This window comes from Leifsonia stereocauli, assembly GCF_038432415.1.
Classification (GTDB): Bacteria; Actinomycetota; Actinomycetes; order Actinomycetales; family Microbacteriaceae; genus Orlajensenia; species Orlajensenia stereocauli.
The window spans coordinates 658,349-673,648 of record NZ_JBCAUN010000001.1 but is presented as its reverse complement, the minus strand read 5'-3'; the positions used below and the strand labels follow the sequence as shown (position 1 = coordinate 673,648).

Annotated in this window: 15 protein-coding genes; 3 read left to right on the top strand and 12 right to left on the bottom strand. The window is 68.2% G+C overall.

What is annotated here, in order from left to right:
* Positions 1-2 precede the first annotated feature (2 nt).
* The 4 genes from AADV74_RS03345 to AADV74_RS03330 all read right to left on the bottom strand — a co-directional run bounded on the left by AADV74_RS03345 (position 3) and on the right by AADV74_RS03330 (position 4,578).
* Positions 3-1,043: an AAA family ATPase gene (locus tag AADV74_RS03345; RefSeq protein WP_055819291.1), complete on the bottom strand. Its 1,041-nt coding sequence runs from the start codon at positions 1,041-1,043 to the stop codon at positions 3-5.
* Positions 1,040-1,528 (bottom strand): pantetheine-phosphate adenylyltransferase, encoded by a 489-nt coding sequence (gene coaD / locus AADV74_RS03340; RefSeq protein ID WP_342111798.1) that lies wholly within the window; start codon positions 1,526-1,528, stop codon positions 1,040-1,042. Before coaD ends, AADV74_RS03345 begins: the two co-directional genes overlap by 4 nt.
* A gap of 69 nt (positions 1,529-1,597) precedes the next feature.
* Positions 1,598-3,823: an ATP-dependent DNA helicase RecG gene (locus tag AADV74_RS03335; protein WP_342111796.1), complete on the bottom strand. Its 2,226-nt coding sequence runs from the start codon at positions 3,821-3,823 to the stop codon at positions 1,598-1,600.
* On the bottom strand, positions 3,820-4,578 hold the full coding sequence (locus tag AADV74_RS03330) for a tetratricopeptide repeat protein (RefSeq protein WP_342111795.1): 759 nt from the start codon (positions 4,576-4,578) through the stop codon (positions 3,820-3,822). Before AADV74_RS03330 ends, AADV74_RS03335 begins: the two co-directional genes overlap by 4 nt.
* 48 nt (positions 4,579-4,626) lie before the next feature.
* Between AADV74_RS03330 and rsmD the strand changes: the two genes are divergently transcribed.
* Positions 4,627-5,217: a 16S rRNA (guanine(966)-N(2))-methyltransferase RsmD gene (gene rsmD / locus AADV74_RS03325; RefSeq protein WP_342111793.1), complete on the top strand. Its 591-nt coding sequence runs from the start codon at positions 4,627-4,629 to the stop codon at positions 5,215-5,217.
* Between the two features lie 7 nt (positions 5,218-5,224).
* Here rsmD and thiL read toward each other — a convergent pair whose 3' ends face one another.
* Positions 5,225-6,214 carry a thiamine-phosphate kinase gene (gene thiL / locus AADV74_RS03320; RefSeq protein WP_342111791.1) on the bottom strand — a complete coding sequence of 330 codons (990 nt, stop codon included), beginning with the start codon at positions 6,212-6,214 and terminating at the stop codon, positions 5,225-5,227.
* Between the two features lie 24 nt (positions 6,215-6,238).
* Between thiL and AADV74_RS03315 the strand changes: the two genes are divergently transcribed.
* Positions 6,239-6,748, top strand: a complete 510-nt coding sequence (locus AADV74_RS03315) for a DUF3515 family protein (RefSeq protein ID WP_342111790.1) — start codon at positions 6,239-6,241, stop codon at positions 6,746-6,748.
* 30 nt (positions 6,749-6,778) lie between these two features.
* On the opposite strand, the gene AADV74_RS03310 is transcribed toward AADV74_RS03315, so the two are convergent.
* The 7 genes from AADV74_RS03310 to AADV74_RS03280 form a co-directional block, all read right to left on the bottom strand.
* A complete protein-coding gene (locus AADV74_RS03310) occupies positions 6,779-7,879 on the bottom strand; it encodes a D-alanine--D-alanine ligase family protein (RefSeq protein ID WP_342111787.1) in 1,101 nt (366 codons plus the stop codon).
* Positions 7,776-8,924 carry an NAD(P)H-dependent glycerol-3-phosphate dehydrogenase gene (locus AADV74_RS03305; protein WP_342111785.1) on the bottom strand — a complete coding sequence of 383 codons (1,149 nt, stop codon included), beginning with the start codon at positions 8,922-8,924 and terminating at the stop codon, positions 7,776-7,778. Before AADV74_RS03305 ends, AADV74_RS03310 begins: the two co-directional genes overlap by 104 nt.
* Positions 8,917-9,684: a lysophospholipid acyltransferase family protein gene (locus tag AADV74_RS03300; RefSeq protein WP_342111782.1), complete on the bottom strand. Its 768-nt coding sequence runs from the start codon at positions 9,682-9,684 to the stop codon at positions 8,917-8,919. Before AADV74_RS03300 ends, AADV74_RS03305 begins: the two co-directional genes overlap by 8 nt.
* 7 nt (positions 9,685-9,691) lie before the next feature.
* The gene (murA, locus tag AADV74_RS03295; protein ID WP_342111780.1) at positions 9,692-11,062 is read right to left on the bottom strand and encodes a UDP-N-acetylglucosamine 1-carboxyvinyltransferase; all 1,371 of its coding nucleotides are present in this window, start codon (positions 11,060-11,062) and stop codon (positions 9,692-9,694) included.
* 17 nt (positions 11,063-11,079) lie between these two features.
* Positions 11,080-11,682, bottom strand: a complete 603-nt coding sequence (gene leuD / locus AADV74_RS03290) for a 3-isopropylmalate dehydratase small subunit (RefSeq protein WP_342111778.1) — start codon at positions 11,680-11,682, stop codon at positions 11,080-11,082.
* Positions 11,682-13,148 (bottom strand): 3-isopropylmalate dehydratase large subunit, encoded by a 1,467-nt coding sequence (gene leuC / locus AADV74_RS03285; protein WP_342111777.1) that lies wholly within the window; start codon positions 13,146-13,148, stop codon positions 11,682-11,684. Before leuC ends, leuD begins: the two co-directional genes overlap by 1 nt.
* Before the next feature lie 126 nt (positions 13,149-13,274).
* The gene (locus AADV74_RS03280) at positions 13,275-14,297 is read right to left on the bottom strand and encodes a TerC/Alx family metal homeostasis membrane protein (protein ID WP_342111774.1); all 1,023 of its coding nucleotides are present in this window, start codon (positions 14,295-14,297) and stop codon (positions 13,275-13,277) included.
* 247 nt (positions 14,298-14,544) lie between these two features.
* Between AADV74_RS03280 and AADV74_RS03275 the strand changes: the two genes are divergently transcribed.
* Positions 14,545-15,270 (top strand): TIGR00645 family protein, encoded by a 726-nt coding sequence (locus AADV74_RS03275; protein WP_342113088.1) that lies wholly within the window; start codon positions 14,545-14,547, stop codon positions 15,268-15,270.
* Positions 15,271-15,300 lie beyond the last annotated feature (30 nt).

Genomic DNA, 15,300 nt, shown 5'->3' with positions numbered 1-15,300 from the left:
GATCAGGACCGCTTCTGGTTTCCGAGCGGCACCGCGGTCTCGGAGACGATGCGGAGCACGATCTCCTCGATGAGCGCCGAGCTGTCCTGGTGGTGATGCCCGAGGGCACGGCTGGTGGGGACGAGCCTGTGCCCGAGGACGGCGACGGCGAGCTCGTCGATGTCGTCCGGCAGCACGAAGTCGCGGCCCTGGAGTGCGGCATGCGCCTTGGCGGCGCGGATGAGCTGCAGCGTGGCCCGAGGGCTGCCTCCGAGTCGCAGGTCGCGGTCGTCGCGGGTCGCCCGCACGAGGGCCACGGCGTACTCCTTGACGCCGGGAGCGGCGAACACTCCCCTGGCCGACGACATCATCGCCCGCAGCTGCTCGAGGTCGACGACGGCACCGATCTGCTCGAGAGGGCTCGTGACGTCGCGCGTGTTGAGCATCTCCACCTCGTTCTCGGTGTCCGGATACCCCATCGAGATGCGGGCCATGAACCTGTCGCGCTGCGCCTCGGGAAGGGCGTACGTGCCCTCCATCTCGATCGGGTTCTGCGTGGCGACGACGGTGAACGGCGTCGAGAGCAGGTACGTGGTTCCGTCGACGGTGACCTGGCGCTCCTCCATGCACTCGAGCAGAGCCGACTGCGTCTTGGGAGAGGCCCGGTTGATCTCGTCGCCGATGACGATGTTCGCGAAGACGGCACCGGGCTTGAACTCGAAGCGCCGCTCGGCCTGGTTGTACATCGAGACGCCGGTGACATCGCTGGGCAGCAGGTCGGGCGTGAACTGGATGCGGCTGACCGTGCTGTCGACGGACTTCGCCAGCGCCTTCGCCAGCATCGTCTTGCCGACGCCGGGGACGTCCTCGATGAGCAGGTGTCCTTCGGCGAGCAGAACCGTGAGCGCCGTGCGCACGGCGGCGTGCTTGCCTGCGATGACGCTCTCGACGTTCGCGATGATCGCGTTGGCGTGCCGCAGCACCTCGTCGAGGGGCATGGCGACGGTGTCGTCGGCTGTGGCCACCGACGAGTCGGTGGGGATTCGGGTGGCTGAGCTGTTCATCGGAGTGACCCCTGGAGGAAATCGGCGACAGCCCGCGGAACGTAGGGGGCCACGTCGCCCCCGAGAGCCGCGACCTGTCGGACGAGGGAACTGGACACGTGGGCGTGTGCAGGATCGGGGAGCATGAAGATGGTCTCCACGCCGGCGAGATTGCGGTTGACGATCGCCATCGGGGTCTCGTAGGCCACATCGACCTGCGAGCGGATCCCCTTCACCAGTACGGATGCCCCGACCTCGGTGCAGTAGTCGACGAGCAGGCCGACACTCCACGACGCGACCACGATGTTCCCGCCGGCACCGGAGTCGGCGATGGCCCGTTCCAGCAGGCTGACCCGCTGGGCGATGGGGAGCAGGGCATTCTTGTCCGGATTGTGCACGACGAGCACGTGCAGCTCGTCGAACAGGCCGGCGGCACGCTCGATCACGTCGAGGTGACCCAATGTGGCTGGGTCGAACGAACCGGGAACGACGGCGATCCTGCGCATGGGATTCACCCTAGCCTTTCGGCATGACTCCTCTGCTGGAGAGCGGGTGTGAATCCCGAACAGGGGTCGTCAGGCCTTGTTGAGGTACTCGCGCTCGGACTCGTCGAGTCGGCGGGCGACGGCCTCGCGCAGGTCGGGGTGATCGGCGAACGCCGGGTCGACGTCGAGGATCTCCTGCACGGCTCGACGCGCGTCGGCGATGATCTCGCCGTCCTTGGCGACGCGCAGCAGTCGCAGCGACGAGCGCCCGCCTGACTGCAGCCCACCCAGCACGTCGCCTTCGCGGCGGAGCTCGAGGTCGGCCTGGGCGAGCTCGAAGCCGTCGAGGGTGGCGGCGACGGCATCGACGCGCTGGCGCCCGAGCGACTCCTCGGCGGCGTTCGTCACGAGGAGGCAGAGTCCGGGAACCGAGCCGCGGCCGACGCGGCCGCGCAGCTGGTGCAGCTGCGAGACGCCGAACCGCTCGGCGTCCAGCACCACCATGGTCGAGGCATTCGGAACGTCGACGCCGACCTCGATGACCGTCGTGGCCACGAGCACGTCGATGGCGCCGGCCGCGAACGCCTGCATGACGGCATCCTTCTCGTCACTCGACATGCGACCGTGCAGTGCCTCGATCCGGCGGCCGGCGAGATCGGGGTGGCTCCGGAGGGACTCGAGAGTGGCGGTCACCGACGCCAGCGGCGCCTTGGTCTCGGCCTCGGTCTCGTCGAGCTCGCCGCCGAGATCCTCGCCCTCCTCCGGCTGCTTGGCATCGATGGCCGGGCAGACCACGAATGCCTGCCGACCGAGGGCGAGCTCTTCGGCCGTGCGCGTCCAGACCCGGTTCCACCAACCCGGTTTCTCGGCCAGGGGCACGACGAACGACTCGATGCCTGATCGACCCGCCGGGAGCTCGCGGATGACGCTCACGTCGAGGTCGCCGAACACCGTCATGGCGACGGTGCGCGGGATCGGCGTGGCCGTGAGGACGAGCACGTGCGGAGGCGTGGCACCCTTGAGGCGCAGCGCCTCGCGCTGGTCGACGCCGAAGCGGTGCTGCTCGTCGATGACCACGAGGCCGAGGTCGTAGAACGACACGGACTCGCCGAGCAGGGCGTGGGTGCCGACCACGATGCGCGATTGGCCGGAGACGGCCCGCAGCAGCGCTTTCCGGCGCTCAGCGGCCGAGAGTTGCCCTGTGATGAGGGTGGGCATGAGCTCGGCCGACAGATCGGGGCCCAGGGTGCGCGCGATCGAACGCAGGTGCTGCGCCGCGAGCACCTCGGTGGGTGCGAGCAGTGCCGCCTGCCCACCCGACTCCGCGACGGCGAGCATGGCGCGGAGGGCGACGAGGGTCTTGCCCGAACCGACCTCGCCCTGCACGAGGCGGTTCATGGGAGCCGTCGCGGCGAGGTCGCCGGCGATCTCGTCTCCCACCTCCTCCTGGTCGGCCGTGAGGGTGAACGGCAGGATGCCGTCGAAGCGCTCGAGGTAGCCGCCGGCTCGCGGCACCCTGGCCGTCGTCGCCGAGGCACGGTGGATGGCGCGCTCCTGCAGCAGTGCGGCCTGGAGCACGAACGCCTCGGCGAAACGCAGGCTGTCGCGAGCCCGTCTCCAGTCGGAGTCGGTCTGCGGTCGGTGCACGAGTTCGAGCGCCATGGCGTGGGCGAGCAGCCCCTGCTCCTCGCGCACGGCCGCGGGAACCGCATCCCCCACCCCGCGCAGGCCGTCGAGGGTGGTGGCGATGGCCTTAGCGATGTTCCAGCTCGACAGGCTTCCCGTCGCCGGGTAGATCGGGATCGGCATCTCCGACCAGCGCTTGCCCGCATCGGGATCGTTCACCCCGCTGAGCGCCACGGAGTCGTCGTCGAAGAGCTCGTAGTCGGGGTGCGCCAACTGCAGGGCACTGCGGTAGGCGGTGACCTTCCCCGCGAAGACTCCGCGGACGCCCGGCCGCAGCTCCTTCTCACGCCAGCCCTGGTTGAAGAAGGTGAGGGTCAGGATGCCGGCACCATCGGAGATGGACACCTCGAGGATGTTGCCGCGACGGTTCTTCATCGAGCGCCCACGCACCTCGCGCACCTCGGCGACGATGGTCACGTTCTCATCGAGGGGCAGACGATCGAGGGCCGTCAGTTCGCCGCGACGTGCGTAGCGGCGCGGGTAGTGGCTGAGCAGGTCTCCGACGGTGCGGATGCCGAAGGCCTTCGCCAGCGGCGTGGCCGTTCGCGGCGCCAGCACCGTCGCCAACGGCGCGTCGAGCGGGCTCGTCGGCGCGCCGACGGAACCTGACGAGGCGTCGGTCGAGGTCATTCCTCGATCGTAGAGCGATCCTCCGTCAGAGCCCGGATCTCGGCGGCCACGTACGGGTCGTCCGGTCGCTTCTCGGCGAGGGAGCGCTGCTGCACCAGAGCCTCGTCCGTTCGACCGAGAGTGCGCAGGCACCGCGCGACAGCCCATCGCCCGATGAAGCGCTGATCGGCCGTTCCCACCTCGCGCGCGTACTCGAGGGCGCGTTCGAAGTGCGGCAGGGCCTCGGCTGCCCGGCCGCCGTCGTGCAGGTACCACCCCAGGTTGTTGTGCAGCGCGACGCCCCAGCGCCTGGTGCGCGGCTGGCTCGCACGCTCGAGCACGGCGAACCCGACCTCGGCCCATTCCTCCTCGTGCCCCGCGTCAGCGATGGCGAGCATGTGCAGGGCATCCAGGGTCAGGAACGTCACGCGACCGGATGCCGCACGCCGAGCGGCCTTGGTGAACAGCGGGACCGCCAGGACGGGCTCGCTCTGCGCCAGCCGCAGCCTGCCGCGCTCCAGCGCTATGCGCGCCTCGACGATGGGCGAGGACGGCACGATCGAGTCGAGAACGGCCTCGGCGTCGTCGTACTGCTCCATCAGCCCGAGGGCTCGCGCCAGTTGGGTCGCGATCTCCTCGCGGGCCTCCTCGCTGTAGGCGAGGTCGTCGGCGGCCGCCTGTAAGCGCTCCGCAGACGCCGCCGGATCCGAGAAATCCCACAGCGTGTCCAGGATGGACTGGTCGATGGTCTGGAGCTGATGCGTCGTGTCCCCCACCCTTCCATCATCACACCCATGTCCGTGCGCGGGTAGGCTCACTTCGTTATGACGCGCATCGTCTCCGGCTTCGCCGGTTCTCTCGCCCTCGCCGTGCCGCGGAGCGGTACCCGCCCCACCAGCGACAGGGTGCGGGAGGCCATCTTCTCGGCGCTCGACGCCCGTGACGAGATCCGCGGGGCTCACGTGCTCGACCTGTACGCGGGCTCGGGCTCGCTCGGTCTCGAGGCCGCCAGCAGAGGTGCGGCATCCGTGGTCCTCGTCGAACGGAATGCCGCGGCCGCGGCGATCTGCCGCAAGAACACCGAGTCGGTGCTGCGCACGGCGCCGACGAGCGGCAAGCCCCGCATCACCGTTGCCGCCCAGTCTGTGCAGCACTATCTCGAGGCGGTGGTCGGAGACTTCGACCTCGTCTTCCTCGACCCGCCCTACGACCTTCCCGGCGATGAGCTCGACCGCGCCGTGGCACTTCTCGTGCACCACCTGAACCCGGGGGCGACCGTCATGATCGAGCGCAGCACCCGCTCCGGCCGGCCGACGCTCCCCCACGGCCTCGAGCTCGACCGCGAGAAGAAGTACGGCGACACCACGCTGTGGTGGGGCACGGCCGTGACGTCGACCCACCGCACCGCCGAGTAGCGCCGGCTCAGCCCGCGGCGCCGTCCCAGCCGCTGTAGGGGTCCCACCCGACTGCGGCGTGAGGCGTGCCGTCGACGCTCACCGTGCCCGAGCCCTCCGTCACCCGCCCGATGATGCGGAAGGGTGGCGGCACGACCGCTCCGGGCGGGAACGTCGCGAGCAGCCCATGATCCTCGCCGCCGTCCAGCGCACGCTCGATGTCGTCGCCCAGTGTCTCCGAGTCGAAGTCGATGCCGACGCCGCTCGACCGAGCGATGCGTGCCGCGTCGAGGGAGAGCCCGTCCGAGACGTCGAGCATGGCCGTCGCACCGTCGATCGCGGCGACGGGACCTGCTCCGATGGGCGGGCGTGGGGCGAGCTGGGCATCGACGGCCGACGGATGCCGCAGGCGGAGCTCTGCTGCCCGTGCGGCGTCGGGCCGCCCCTGTTCGTCGACTCCGGCTCGGAACAGCAGGCCGAGCCCCTCCGCGGCGAGGCCGAGCTCCCCGGCGAGGGCCACGACGTCGCCGGGGCGGGCTCCGGAGCGCAGCACCGGAGCCCGGCCCTGCAGGTCGCCGAACGCCGTGACGGCGACGGTGAAGGTGTCGGATGCCGAGAGGTCGCCGCCCACGACGCCGCAGCCGGGCGCCAGAGCCTCGCAGGCCGCACGCAGTCCGTCGGCGAAGCCCTCGATCACGGAGACGGCCAGCGACGGCGGTACGGCGAGTGCGACGACCAGGGCCGTCGGCACCGCCCCCATGGCGGCAACATCGGAGAGGTTGGTGGCTGCGGCCTTCCAGCCGAGATCGAACGGGGTCGACCAGGCCAGCCTGAAGTCGGGTCCGTGCACCATCATGTCGGTCGTGACGACGAAGCGCGCATCCGGGGCCGAGAGCACGGCGGCATCGTCACCCGGCCCCACGATGGCCGCATCAGCGTCCGGAAGCCGCGGGAAGATCCGGGCGAGCACGGCCAGCTCACTCAGCTCGCCGACGGTCGGGCTCGAAGCTTCAGTCATTCCCCACACGGTAGCCTGAAAGCGATGTCACTCCGTTCTGCGCTGCGTTCCGCGGCGCTCCCCTGCACCCTCGTCCTCGCCGCCGTCACCCTCACGGGCTGCGCATCAGCCGTCTCGCTCGAGCCTGCAGCCGATGCGAAGAACACGGCCTGCGCAGACGTCGTCGTGCGCCTACCCACCACCGTCGCCGACCAGGCGGCACGGGAGACCGGCGCCCAGGGCACCGGAGCGTGGGGTGACCCGGCCTCGGTGCTGCTGCGCTGCGGCGTTCCCGCGCCCGGCCCGACGACGGACGAGTGCGTGAGCGTGAACGGCGTCGACTGGATCCAGGACGACTCCGACGCGCCGAACTACCGTTTCACGACCTTCGGTCGCACCCCGGCCGTTGAGGTCATCCTCGACTACGACAGGGTGAGCGGAGCGACCACCCTGGCCGACCTCGCCTCGGCGGTCTCCGTCATCGAGTCGACGGAGCAGTGCACCGACGTGACGGATGTGCCGGAACCGACCAGCACTCCGACGCCGGCCGGCTGACCGCATCCGGCGTGCACGGTCTCGACCGCGTCAGCCGACCCTGACCCCGCGCGCCACGGCGACACGGATGAGCTCGTCGATCAGCTCGGGGTAGCTGAGCCCCGAGTTCAACCAGCAGGTCGGGAACATCGAGATGGGCGTGAAGCCGGGCATCGTGTTGATCTCGTTGATCACGAAGCCGGCATCGGTGAGGAAGAAGTCGACCCGAGACAGCCCTTCGGCACCGATGGCCTCGAACGCCGCGATGGCGATCTCGCTCATCTCGGCGAGCTGCTCCTCGCGGAGGTCCGCCGGGCAGGTGAGCTGCACGCCGGGGGCGTCGAGATACTTCGCCTCGAAGTCGTAGAACTCCCGCCCCGACATGATGACCTCCCCGGCGACGGAGGATCGCGGGCTCTCGCCGTGGGCGCCTCCGAGGATGGCGATCTCGAGCTCGCGGCCGACGACGCCGGTCTCGACGAGCACCTTGTCGTCTTCGGCGAAGGCCGTCGCGAGGGCCGCGTCGAACTCGTCGGGCTCGGACACCTTGCTCACGCCCACGCTGGATCCTGCCCTGGCGGGCTTGACGAAGACGGGCAGCCCGAGGCCGGCGACAGAGGAGCGCACGGCGGCGGGGTCTCGGTCCCATTCCTGGGCCGTGATGGTGCGCCACGGGGCGACCTCGATGCCTGCATGCTGCAGGACCAGCTTGGTGAAGTGCTTGTCCATGCCGAGCGCGCTCGCGAGGACCCCGGAGCCCACGTAGGGCAGGCCGACGAGTTCGAGCATGCCCTGGAGGGTGCCGTCCTCGCCGAAGGGGCCGTGGAGGATGGGGAAGACCAGGTCCACGTCGCCGAGCGAGCGCTCGCCGGCGGCATCCGTCACCCGCAGTTCGCGGGTGGCAGCGCTCTCGGGCCAGGTGATACGGGTGCCGTTGTCGATGACCTCGGGCAGCGCCTGCGGGTCGAGGGCGAAGCGGTGGGCGTCATCGGACTCGAGAACGAAGGCTCCGTCGCGGGTGATGCCGACGGGGATGACGTCGTACTTCTCACGGTCGATCGCCGAGAGAACTCCCCCCGCCGTTGCGCAGCTGATGGAATGCTCGCTTGACCGACCGCCAAACAGCAGCACCACCCTGAGCTTGTGCGTCATCGAGATTCCTTTCGCCCTGGGGCTCGTCCGAGTCTGTTGTGAGGTGGGGCGCGATGTCGGCCGGCTTGAGCGTACCCGCCAGCACCTGACGTACCTGCTCGACGATGGGCATGTCGACGCCCTTCGCCTTGGCCAGTTCCAGAACCGGGCCGACGGATGCGAATCCCTCGGTGGTCTGCTTCATCTGCTTCGTGACGTCGGCCATCGAGAGCCCCTGCCCGAGAAGGCGCCCGGCCGTGTTGTTGCGCGACAGCGGCGACTGGCAGGTGGCGATGAGGTCGCCGAGGCCGGCGAGGCCGGAGAGCGTCTCGACCTGGGCACCGTGCGCCACGGCGAAGTCCGTCATCTCGACCAGGCCGCGGGTGATGATCGACGCCTTCGTGTTCTCGCCGTAGCCGACGCCGTCGACGATGCCGATGGCCACGGCGATGAGGTTCTTGAGCACCCCGCCGAACTCCGTGCCGATGACGTCGGTGTTGACGAACGTGCGGAAGTATCCCGTGCTCGCCAGCTTGGCGACGGCTTGGGCCGTCTCGAGGCTGGTGGAGGAGACGACGGCCGCCGTCGGCTGCTCCTTGGCGATCTCGAGGGCGAGATTGGGTCCTGAGACCACGGCGATCTGCTCCGCCGGGATCGGCAGGGCCTGGCCGATGACCTGGCTCATGCGAAGGTCCGTGCCCTTCTCGACGCCCTTCATGAGCGACACGACGATCGCGTTGGCTCCGAGATGCGGCTGGGCCGCCGCGAGAGTCTCGCGCAGAGACTGGCTGGGCACCGCCAGGAAGACCTGCTCGGCACCCGCGAGGGCGAGGTCGAGGCGTGACGTGGCGCGCAGCGAGACGGGCAGGTTGATGCCGGGGAGGTAGTCGCTGTTGCGCTTGGCCTCCTGGATCTCGCGCGCCAGCTCGGGGCGACGCGCCCAGATCATGACGTCGGCGCCGCCGTCGGCGAGGATCTTGGCGAAGGTGGTGCCCCAGCTGCCGGCGCCGAGGACTGCGACCCGGGTGCCGCGCTTGACGGTGGAGGGCTTCGGCGGCTTAGCCATCGAAGCGGCCGGTCTCGGTCTGCTTGTGCGTGGCCGGGTCCCAGCGCTCGACGGGGACGGGCTCGCCGCGGAGCTCCGCGAGCAGGGCCGTGACGGCATCCATGACCCGATTCGTCGCCTCGGCCAGCACGGCCGGCTCGAGCGGGCGACCCCGGAAGTCGTCGAGATCGACGGGGTCGCCGAACGACACGTGAATGGGCTTGCGGCGGAACAGCACGAGCTTCTTGCCGTAGCGCGGCATCAGCGCCTGGGTGCCCCAGTGGGCCACCGGGATGACGGGGATGTCGTGCTCGAGGGCGATGCGCACGGCGCCGGTCTTGCCGCGCATGGGCCACAGGTCGGGGTCTCGCGTCAGCGAACCCTCGGGATAGACGACGACGAGGCGCCCCTTCTCCACGAGGTCCTCAGCGGCGCGCAGGGCCTGGTGACCGTTGCCGCCGGCCCGCTCCACCGGGATCTGGCCCGACCAGCGCAGCAGAGCGCCGATGCCGGGCACCGAGAACAGCGAGGCCTTCGCGAGGAAACGCGGCTGACGCCCCTGCTTGAACACGGCGACGCCGATCACGAGGGGGTCGATCTCGCTGTAGTGGTTCGGCGAGAGCACGAGGGCTCCCTCGGCGGGGAGCTTCTCGGCGTTGTGGAAGGTGAACTTGATCGAGAGGTTCATCGGAGGCAGCGCGATGGCCGCCAGCAGCCAGAAGATCCCGGGCTTGCGGGACTCCCGGGGCGCGCGTCTCGTCGGCGAGGTGGTGCTGGGCATCCCCCTATTATCCTTCGAGAACGAAGTCGGCTCCGAGCTGCTGCAGCTTTCCGATGAAGTTCTCGTAGCCGCGGGCGATGATGCCCACGTTGGAGACCGTCGAGGGACCCTCGGCGGAGAGGGCCGCGATGAGGTGGCTGAAGCCGCCGCGCAGGTCGGGGACCTCGATGTCGGCGCCGTGCAGCTTGCGCGGGCCGGAGATGATCGCCGAGTGCTGGAAGTTGCGCTGGCCGAAACGGCACGCCTGGCCGCCGAGGCAGTCCTTGTGCACCTGGATCTCGGCGCCCATCTCGACGAGGGCGTCGACAAAGCCGAAGCGCTGCTCGTAGACCGTCTCGTGCACGATCGACACGCCATGCGCCTGGGTGAGGGCGACGACGAGAGGCTGCTGCCAGTCGGTCATGAAGCCGGGGTGCACGTCGGTCTCGATGAAGACGGGGTTGAGCGGGGTTCCGGGGTGCCAGAAACGGATGCCGTCGTCGTGGATCTCGAACTGCCCGCCGACCTTGCGGAAGACGTTGAGGAAGGTGAGCATCTCGGACTGGCGGGCTCCGCCGACGAAGATGTCGCCGTCTGTCGCCAGCGCGGCGGAGGCCCAGCTGGCTGCCTCGTTGCGGTCGAAGAGGGCGCGGTGCGTGTAGCCCTCGAGACGCTCGACACCTTCGATGCGGATGACGCGGTCGGTGTCGACCGTGATGATCGCGCCCATCTTCTGCAGGATGTTGATGAGATCCATGATCTCGGGCTCGATGGCGGCGCCCTTGAGCTCGGTGATGCCCTCGGCACGCACCGCGGTCAGCAGCACCTGCTCGGTGGCTCCGACGCTCGGGTAGGGCAGCTCGACCTTGGCGCCCTTGAGTCCGTTGGGTGCAGACATCCGGATGCCGCTCGGGAGCTTCTCCACGATGGCGCCGAACTTGCGCAGCACCTCGAGGTGGAAGTCGATGGGGCGGTCGCCGATGCGGCAGCCGCCGAGGTCGGGGATGAACGCCTCGCCGAGACGGTGCAGGAGGGGGCCGCAGAAGAGGATCGGAATGCGACTCGAACCGGCATGGGCGTCGATGTCGGCGAAATGCGCGCTCTCGACGTTGGAGGGGTCGAAGATCAGCTCACCCTCCTCGAGGCCCTCGACGACGCGTACGCCGTGCACCTCGAGCAGGCCGCGCACGATACGCACGTCGCTGATGTTCGGAACGTCCTTCAGGACGCTGGGGGTCTCCCCGAGGACTGCTGCGACCATCGCCTTGGTGACGAGGTTCTTAGCCCCCTTCAGTTCGATCCGACCACGCAGCGGCTTTCCACCGTTGATCGTGATCTGATCGACGCTGAGCCCAACGGCAGTGCCGTGGTTGCGTGCGTCTTCGCCGAGTGTGTTCAAGTAATGCTTCTCCAGCTCTATGACTGCTTGACCGGCAGTGTTCGCGGTCGCCAGCTCTCGCGGGTCTGTTCGAATCGATCGATCCGATCCGCATCTCGCAAGGTCAGTCCGATGTCATCCAGACCCTCGATGAGCCGCCACCTAGTGTAATCGTCAATCTCGAACGGGACGCTGAGCGACCCGGCCGTGACCTTTCGCTCAACCAGATCGACAGTCAGCTCTATTCCCGGCTGCGCCTCGATGATCGCCCACAGCGCCTCGATGTCCGGCTCGGCCACCTCTCCGGCGAGCAGGCCCTGCTTGCCCGAGTTCCCGCGGAAGATGTCGCCGAATCGGGGGCTCAGCACGACGTCGAAACCGAAGTCGCGCAGTGCCCAGACCGCATGCTCTCGGGACGAGCCCGTACCGAAATCGGGTCCGGTGATCAGGATGCGGGCACCCTGGTACTCCGGGCGATTCAGCACAAACTCCGGGTCCTGGCGCCAACCGGCGAAGAGGGCGTCCTCGAAGCCGGTCTTGGTGACGCGCTTCAGGTAGACGGCAGGGATGATCTGGTCGGTGTCGACGTTGGAGCGACGGAACGGGACGGCGATGCCCGTGACCTTCTCGAACTTCTGCATCAGCGCACCTCTCCCTCGGTCTGCAGATCCCACGGACTCGACAGGGTGCCGCGGATCGCAGTGGCAGCAGCCACCAGCGGCGAGACCAGGTGGGTTCGGCCACCCTTGCCCTGGCGTCCCTCGAAGTTGCGGTTGGAGGTGGACGCGCAGCGCTCCCCCGGTGCCAGCTGGTCGGGGTTCATGCCGAGGCACATCGAGCAGCCGGCGAAGCGCCACTCCGCTCCGAAGTCCGTGATGATCTTGTCGAGGCCCTCGGCCTCGGCCTCGATGCGCACGCGCGCCGATCCGGGCACGACCATGACGCGTACGCCATCCGCCTTCTTCTTGCCCTGGATGACGGATGCGAAGGCCCTCAAGTCCTCGATGCGGCTGTTCGTGCACGAGCCCATGAACACGGCGTCGACGGCGATGTCCTTGAGCGGGGTGCCTGCGGCGAGGTCCATGTACTCGAGCGCGCGCTCGGCGGCTGCCCGCTCGTGCGGATCCTCGATCTCGACGGGGTTCGGGACCGTGTCGCTCAGAGAGACGCCCTGACCCGGATTCGTGCCCCAGGTGACGAAGGGCTCGAGCGCGTCGGCGTCGATGAAGACCTCGGCGTCGAAGGTGGCCCCGTCGTCGGTGGCGAGGGTACGCCAGTACGCGACGGCGTCATCCCAGTCCTGCCCCTCCGGTGCGTGGGCCCGGCCCTTGACGTAGTCGAAGGTGGTGTCGTCTGGAGCGACCATGCCGGCACGGGCACCGGCCTCGATCGACATGTTGCAGATCGTCATGCGGCCATCCATCGAGAGGGCACGGATGGCGCTGCCGCGGTACTCGAGCACGTAGCCCTGGCCACCGCCGGTGCCGATCTTGGCGATGACCGCCAAGATGATGTCCTTCGCGGTCACGCCGGGGCGGAGGGTGCCCTCCACGGTGATCGCCATCGTCTTGAACGGCTTCAGCGGCAGCGTCTGGGTCGCGAGCACGTGCTCGACCTCGCTGGTGCCGATGCCGAACGCCATCGCACCGAAGGCGCCGTGGGTCGAGGTGTGCGAATCTCCGCACACGACGGTGATCCCGGGCTGCGTGAGGCCGAGCTGCGGACCGACGACGTGCACGATGCCCTGCTCGATGTCGCCGAGGGAGTGCAGGCGAACGCCGAACTCGGCGCAGTTGCGGCGCAGGGTCTCGATCTGCGTGCGGCTGGTGAGGTCGGCGATCGGCTTGTCGATGCCGATGGTCGGGGTGTTGTGGTCCTCGGTGGCGATGGTCAGGTCGGGGCGGCGCACGGGACGGCCGGCCATCCGCAGCCCGTCGAAGGCCTGCGGGCTGGTGACCTCGTGCACGAGGTGCAGGTCGATGTAGATGAGGTCCGGCTCACCGTTCTCGCCCTTCGAGACGAGGTGGGCATCCCACACCTTCTCGGCCAGGGTGCGCGGAGGCAGGATGTCAGAGGTGTTCGCGTTCATTGCTGATGCACTTTCCATGATCGGTATTCAGCCAACGGGAAACGCCGCGACGAGGAAGGCCTGTCAGAACGAGGTCTCGTCACGGCACCCGAGAAGAAGCTGAGGGCACTGCACCCCATCAGAGTACACCGGCGGAACCGAGCGTTACTCCTCGGTGAAGTGCGGCACCTCGTCCATCAACTTGTGTCCGCGCTTCTTCGCATCCACGCGCGCCTTGACCAGGCTCGCGATCGTCGCCACGGCCATCGAGGCGATGATCACGATGAGCGATGTCCAGGTGTCGATCTCCGGAACCCAGTCGATGTGCTCGCCGCCGTTGATGAAGGGCAGCTCATTCGTGTGCAGGGCGTGGAAGACGAGCTTGACGCCGATGAAGAACAGGATGAAGGCGATGCCGTACTTGAGGTACTCGAGGCGCTCGAGCAGCCCGCCCAGCAGGAAGTAGAGCTGGCGGAGACCCATCAGGGCGAAGACGTTCGCGGTGAACACGATGAACGGCGACTGCGTGATGCCGAAGATCGCCGGGATGGAGTCGAGAGCGAAGATGAGGTCGGTCGTGCCGATGGCGATGAAGACGATGAGCACCGGGGTGAACAGCTTCTTGCCGTCGACGACGGTGCGCAGCTTGATGCCGTCGAAGTCGGGCGCGATGTCGACCCGCTTGCGCATCATCTTGATGAGGCCGCTCTCCTCACCGTCGTCCTCGTGGTTGCCGAACGCCTGGTTGAACGCCGTGTAGAGCAGGAACGCACCGAAGATGTAGAAGATCCAGCTGAAGTTCTCGATGAGGGCCGCGCCCAACAGGATGAAGATCAGACGCAGGATGAGCGCGATGATGATGCCCACCATCAGCACCTCCTGCTGGATCTTCCTCGGGACGGCGAAGCGCGCCATGATCACGACGAAGACGAAGAGGTTGTCGATCGAGAGGCTGTATTCCGTGAGCCAACCGGCGAGGAACTCGCTTCCGTGCTGGGCGTCGCCGAGCCAGAACATCAGGCCGGCGAAGATCAGCGCGAGCGCCACGTAGAACACGACCCACAGCGTCGCTTCCTTGAACGACGGCACGTGAGGCCGCTTGATCACCAGCAGCAGGTCGGCGACGAGGATGATCGTGATCACGACGAGCGACGTGATCTCGAACCAGACGGGAAGGGCAGACTCCATGGGGGGCCTTTCGCAGAAGAGGGGAGGACGAACCGCTGAAAGTCTCTCCCGCATCGTATTCGATGCCATCGGATCCGGGGCGGCTTCAGTGCCACCCGTGATGACGGACCCGACGAGGTGGGATACTCCCCTTCGCCCGTTCAGCCTAACCGACCACCGGCCCGTTCCCGTTCACGGCTGTTGCGCAGGACCGGCCTCGATAGCATGGCGGGAACGAGGACCTTCCAGGAGACAAGACGTGAACGCCATGCCCCCGCAGCCCCGCAACACCCGGCCCTATCCGACGTCCACCTGGACGAACGGCATCGGCTATCTCATCTTCTTCAGCCGCTGGCTGCAGGCCCCGCTCTACCTCGGCCTCATCGTGGCGCAGGCCATCTACGTGGTCGTGTTCATGATCGAGCTCTGGCACCTCGCCGAGGACGTCTTCCTGCACACGGCCGAGATCACCGAGGCGAACATCATGCTGGCCGTTCTCGGCCTCATCGACGTCGTCATGATCGCCAACCTGCTCATCATGGTGATCATCGGCGGCTACGAGACCTTCGTCTCGAAGATCAAGGTCGATGACCACCCCGACCAGCCCGAGTGGCTCTCGCACGTGAACGCGAACGTGCTGAAGGTCAAGCTGGCGATGGCCATCATCGGCATCTCCTCGATCCATCTGCTTAAGACCTTCATCGAGGTCGGCGACATGACCGAGACCGGCTCCGGCAACGACCTGGGCGAGGGCGAGAACTACACGCCGACCGGCGTCATGTGGCAGGTCATCATCCACGTGGTCTTCATCCTGTCGGCGCTGGCTCTGGCCTGGATCGACCGCATGTCGTACCACCACGTCTCGCCCGGGGAGACCCACGACGGCGTCGTCGTGCCGCTGCCGCCGGCGCTCCCCTCTCGGGCGCACGACTCGGCTCCCGGCATCCGCGAATCGGACGACCGGTACGACGCGCTGCTCAGCTCACGCGACTGAGCCCCACACGAAGATGGGCCTCGCGGTGGA

Excerpts from the sequence above, each read along its gene's own strand:
- AADV74_RS03335 (WP_342111796.1), bottom strand. The coding sequence starts at position 3,823 with ATGACCTCGACCGACGCCTCGTCAGGTTCCGTCGGCGCGCCGACGAGC.
- AADV74_RS03310 (WP_342111787.1), bottom strand. The coding sequence starts at position 7,879 with ATGACGCACAAGCTCAGGGTGGTGCTGCTGTTTGGCGGTCGGTCAAGC.
- AADV74_RS03280 (WP_342111774.1), bottom strand. The coding sequence starts at position 14,297 with ATGGAGTCTGCCCTTCCCGTCTGGTTCGAGATCACGTCGCTCGTCGTG.
- coaD (WP_342111798.1), bottom strand. The coding sequence starts at position 1,528 with ATGCGCAGGATCGCCGTCGTTCCCGGTTCGTTCGACCCAGCCACATTG.
- AADV74_RS03315 (WP_342111790.1), top strand. The coding sequence starts at position 6,239 with ATGTCACTCCGTTCTGCGCTGCGTTCCGCGGCGCTCCCCTGCACCCTC.
- leuC (WP_342111777.1), bottom strand. The coding sequence starts at position 13,148 with ATGGAAAGTGCATCAGCAATGAACGCGAACACCTCTGACATCCTGCCT.
- AADV74_RS03305 (WP_342111785.1), bottom strand. The coding sequence starts at position 8,924 with ATGGCTAAGCCGCCGAAGCCCTCCACCGTCAAGCGCGGCACCCGGGTC.
- rsmD (WP_342111793.1), top strand. The coding sequence starts at position 4,627 with ATGACGCGCATCGTCTCCGGCTTCGCCGGTTCTCTCGCCCTCGCCGTG.
- AADV74_RS03275 (WP_342113088.1), top strand. The coding sequence starts at position 14,545 with ATGCCCCCGCAGCCCCGCAACACCCGGCCCTATCCGACGTCCACCTGG.
- thiL (WP_342111791.1), bottom strand. The coding sequence starts at position 6,214 with ATGACTGAAGCTTCGAGCCCGACCGTCGGCGAGCTGAGTGAGCTGGCC.
- AADV74_RS03300 (WP_342111782.1), bottom strand. The coding sequence starts at position 9,684 with ATGCCCAGCACCACCTCGCCGACGAGACGCGCGCCCCGGGAGTCCCGC.
- leuD (WP_342111778.1), bottom strand. The coding sequence starts at position 11,682 with ATGCAGAAGTTCGAGAAGGTCACGGGCATCGCCGTCCCGTTCCGTCGC.
- AADV74_RS03345 (WP_055819291.1), bottom strand. The coding sequence starts at position 1,043 with ATGAACAGCTCAGCCACCCGAATCCCCACCGACTCGTCGGTGGCCACA.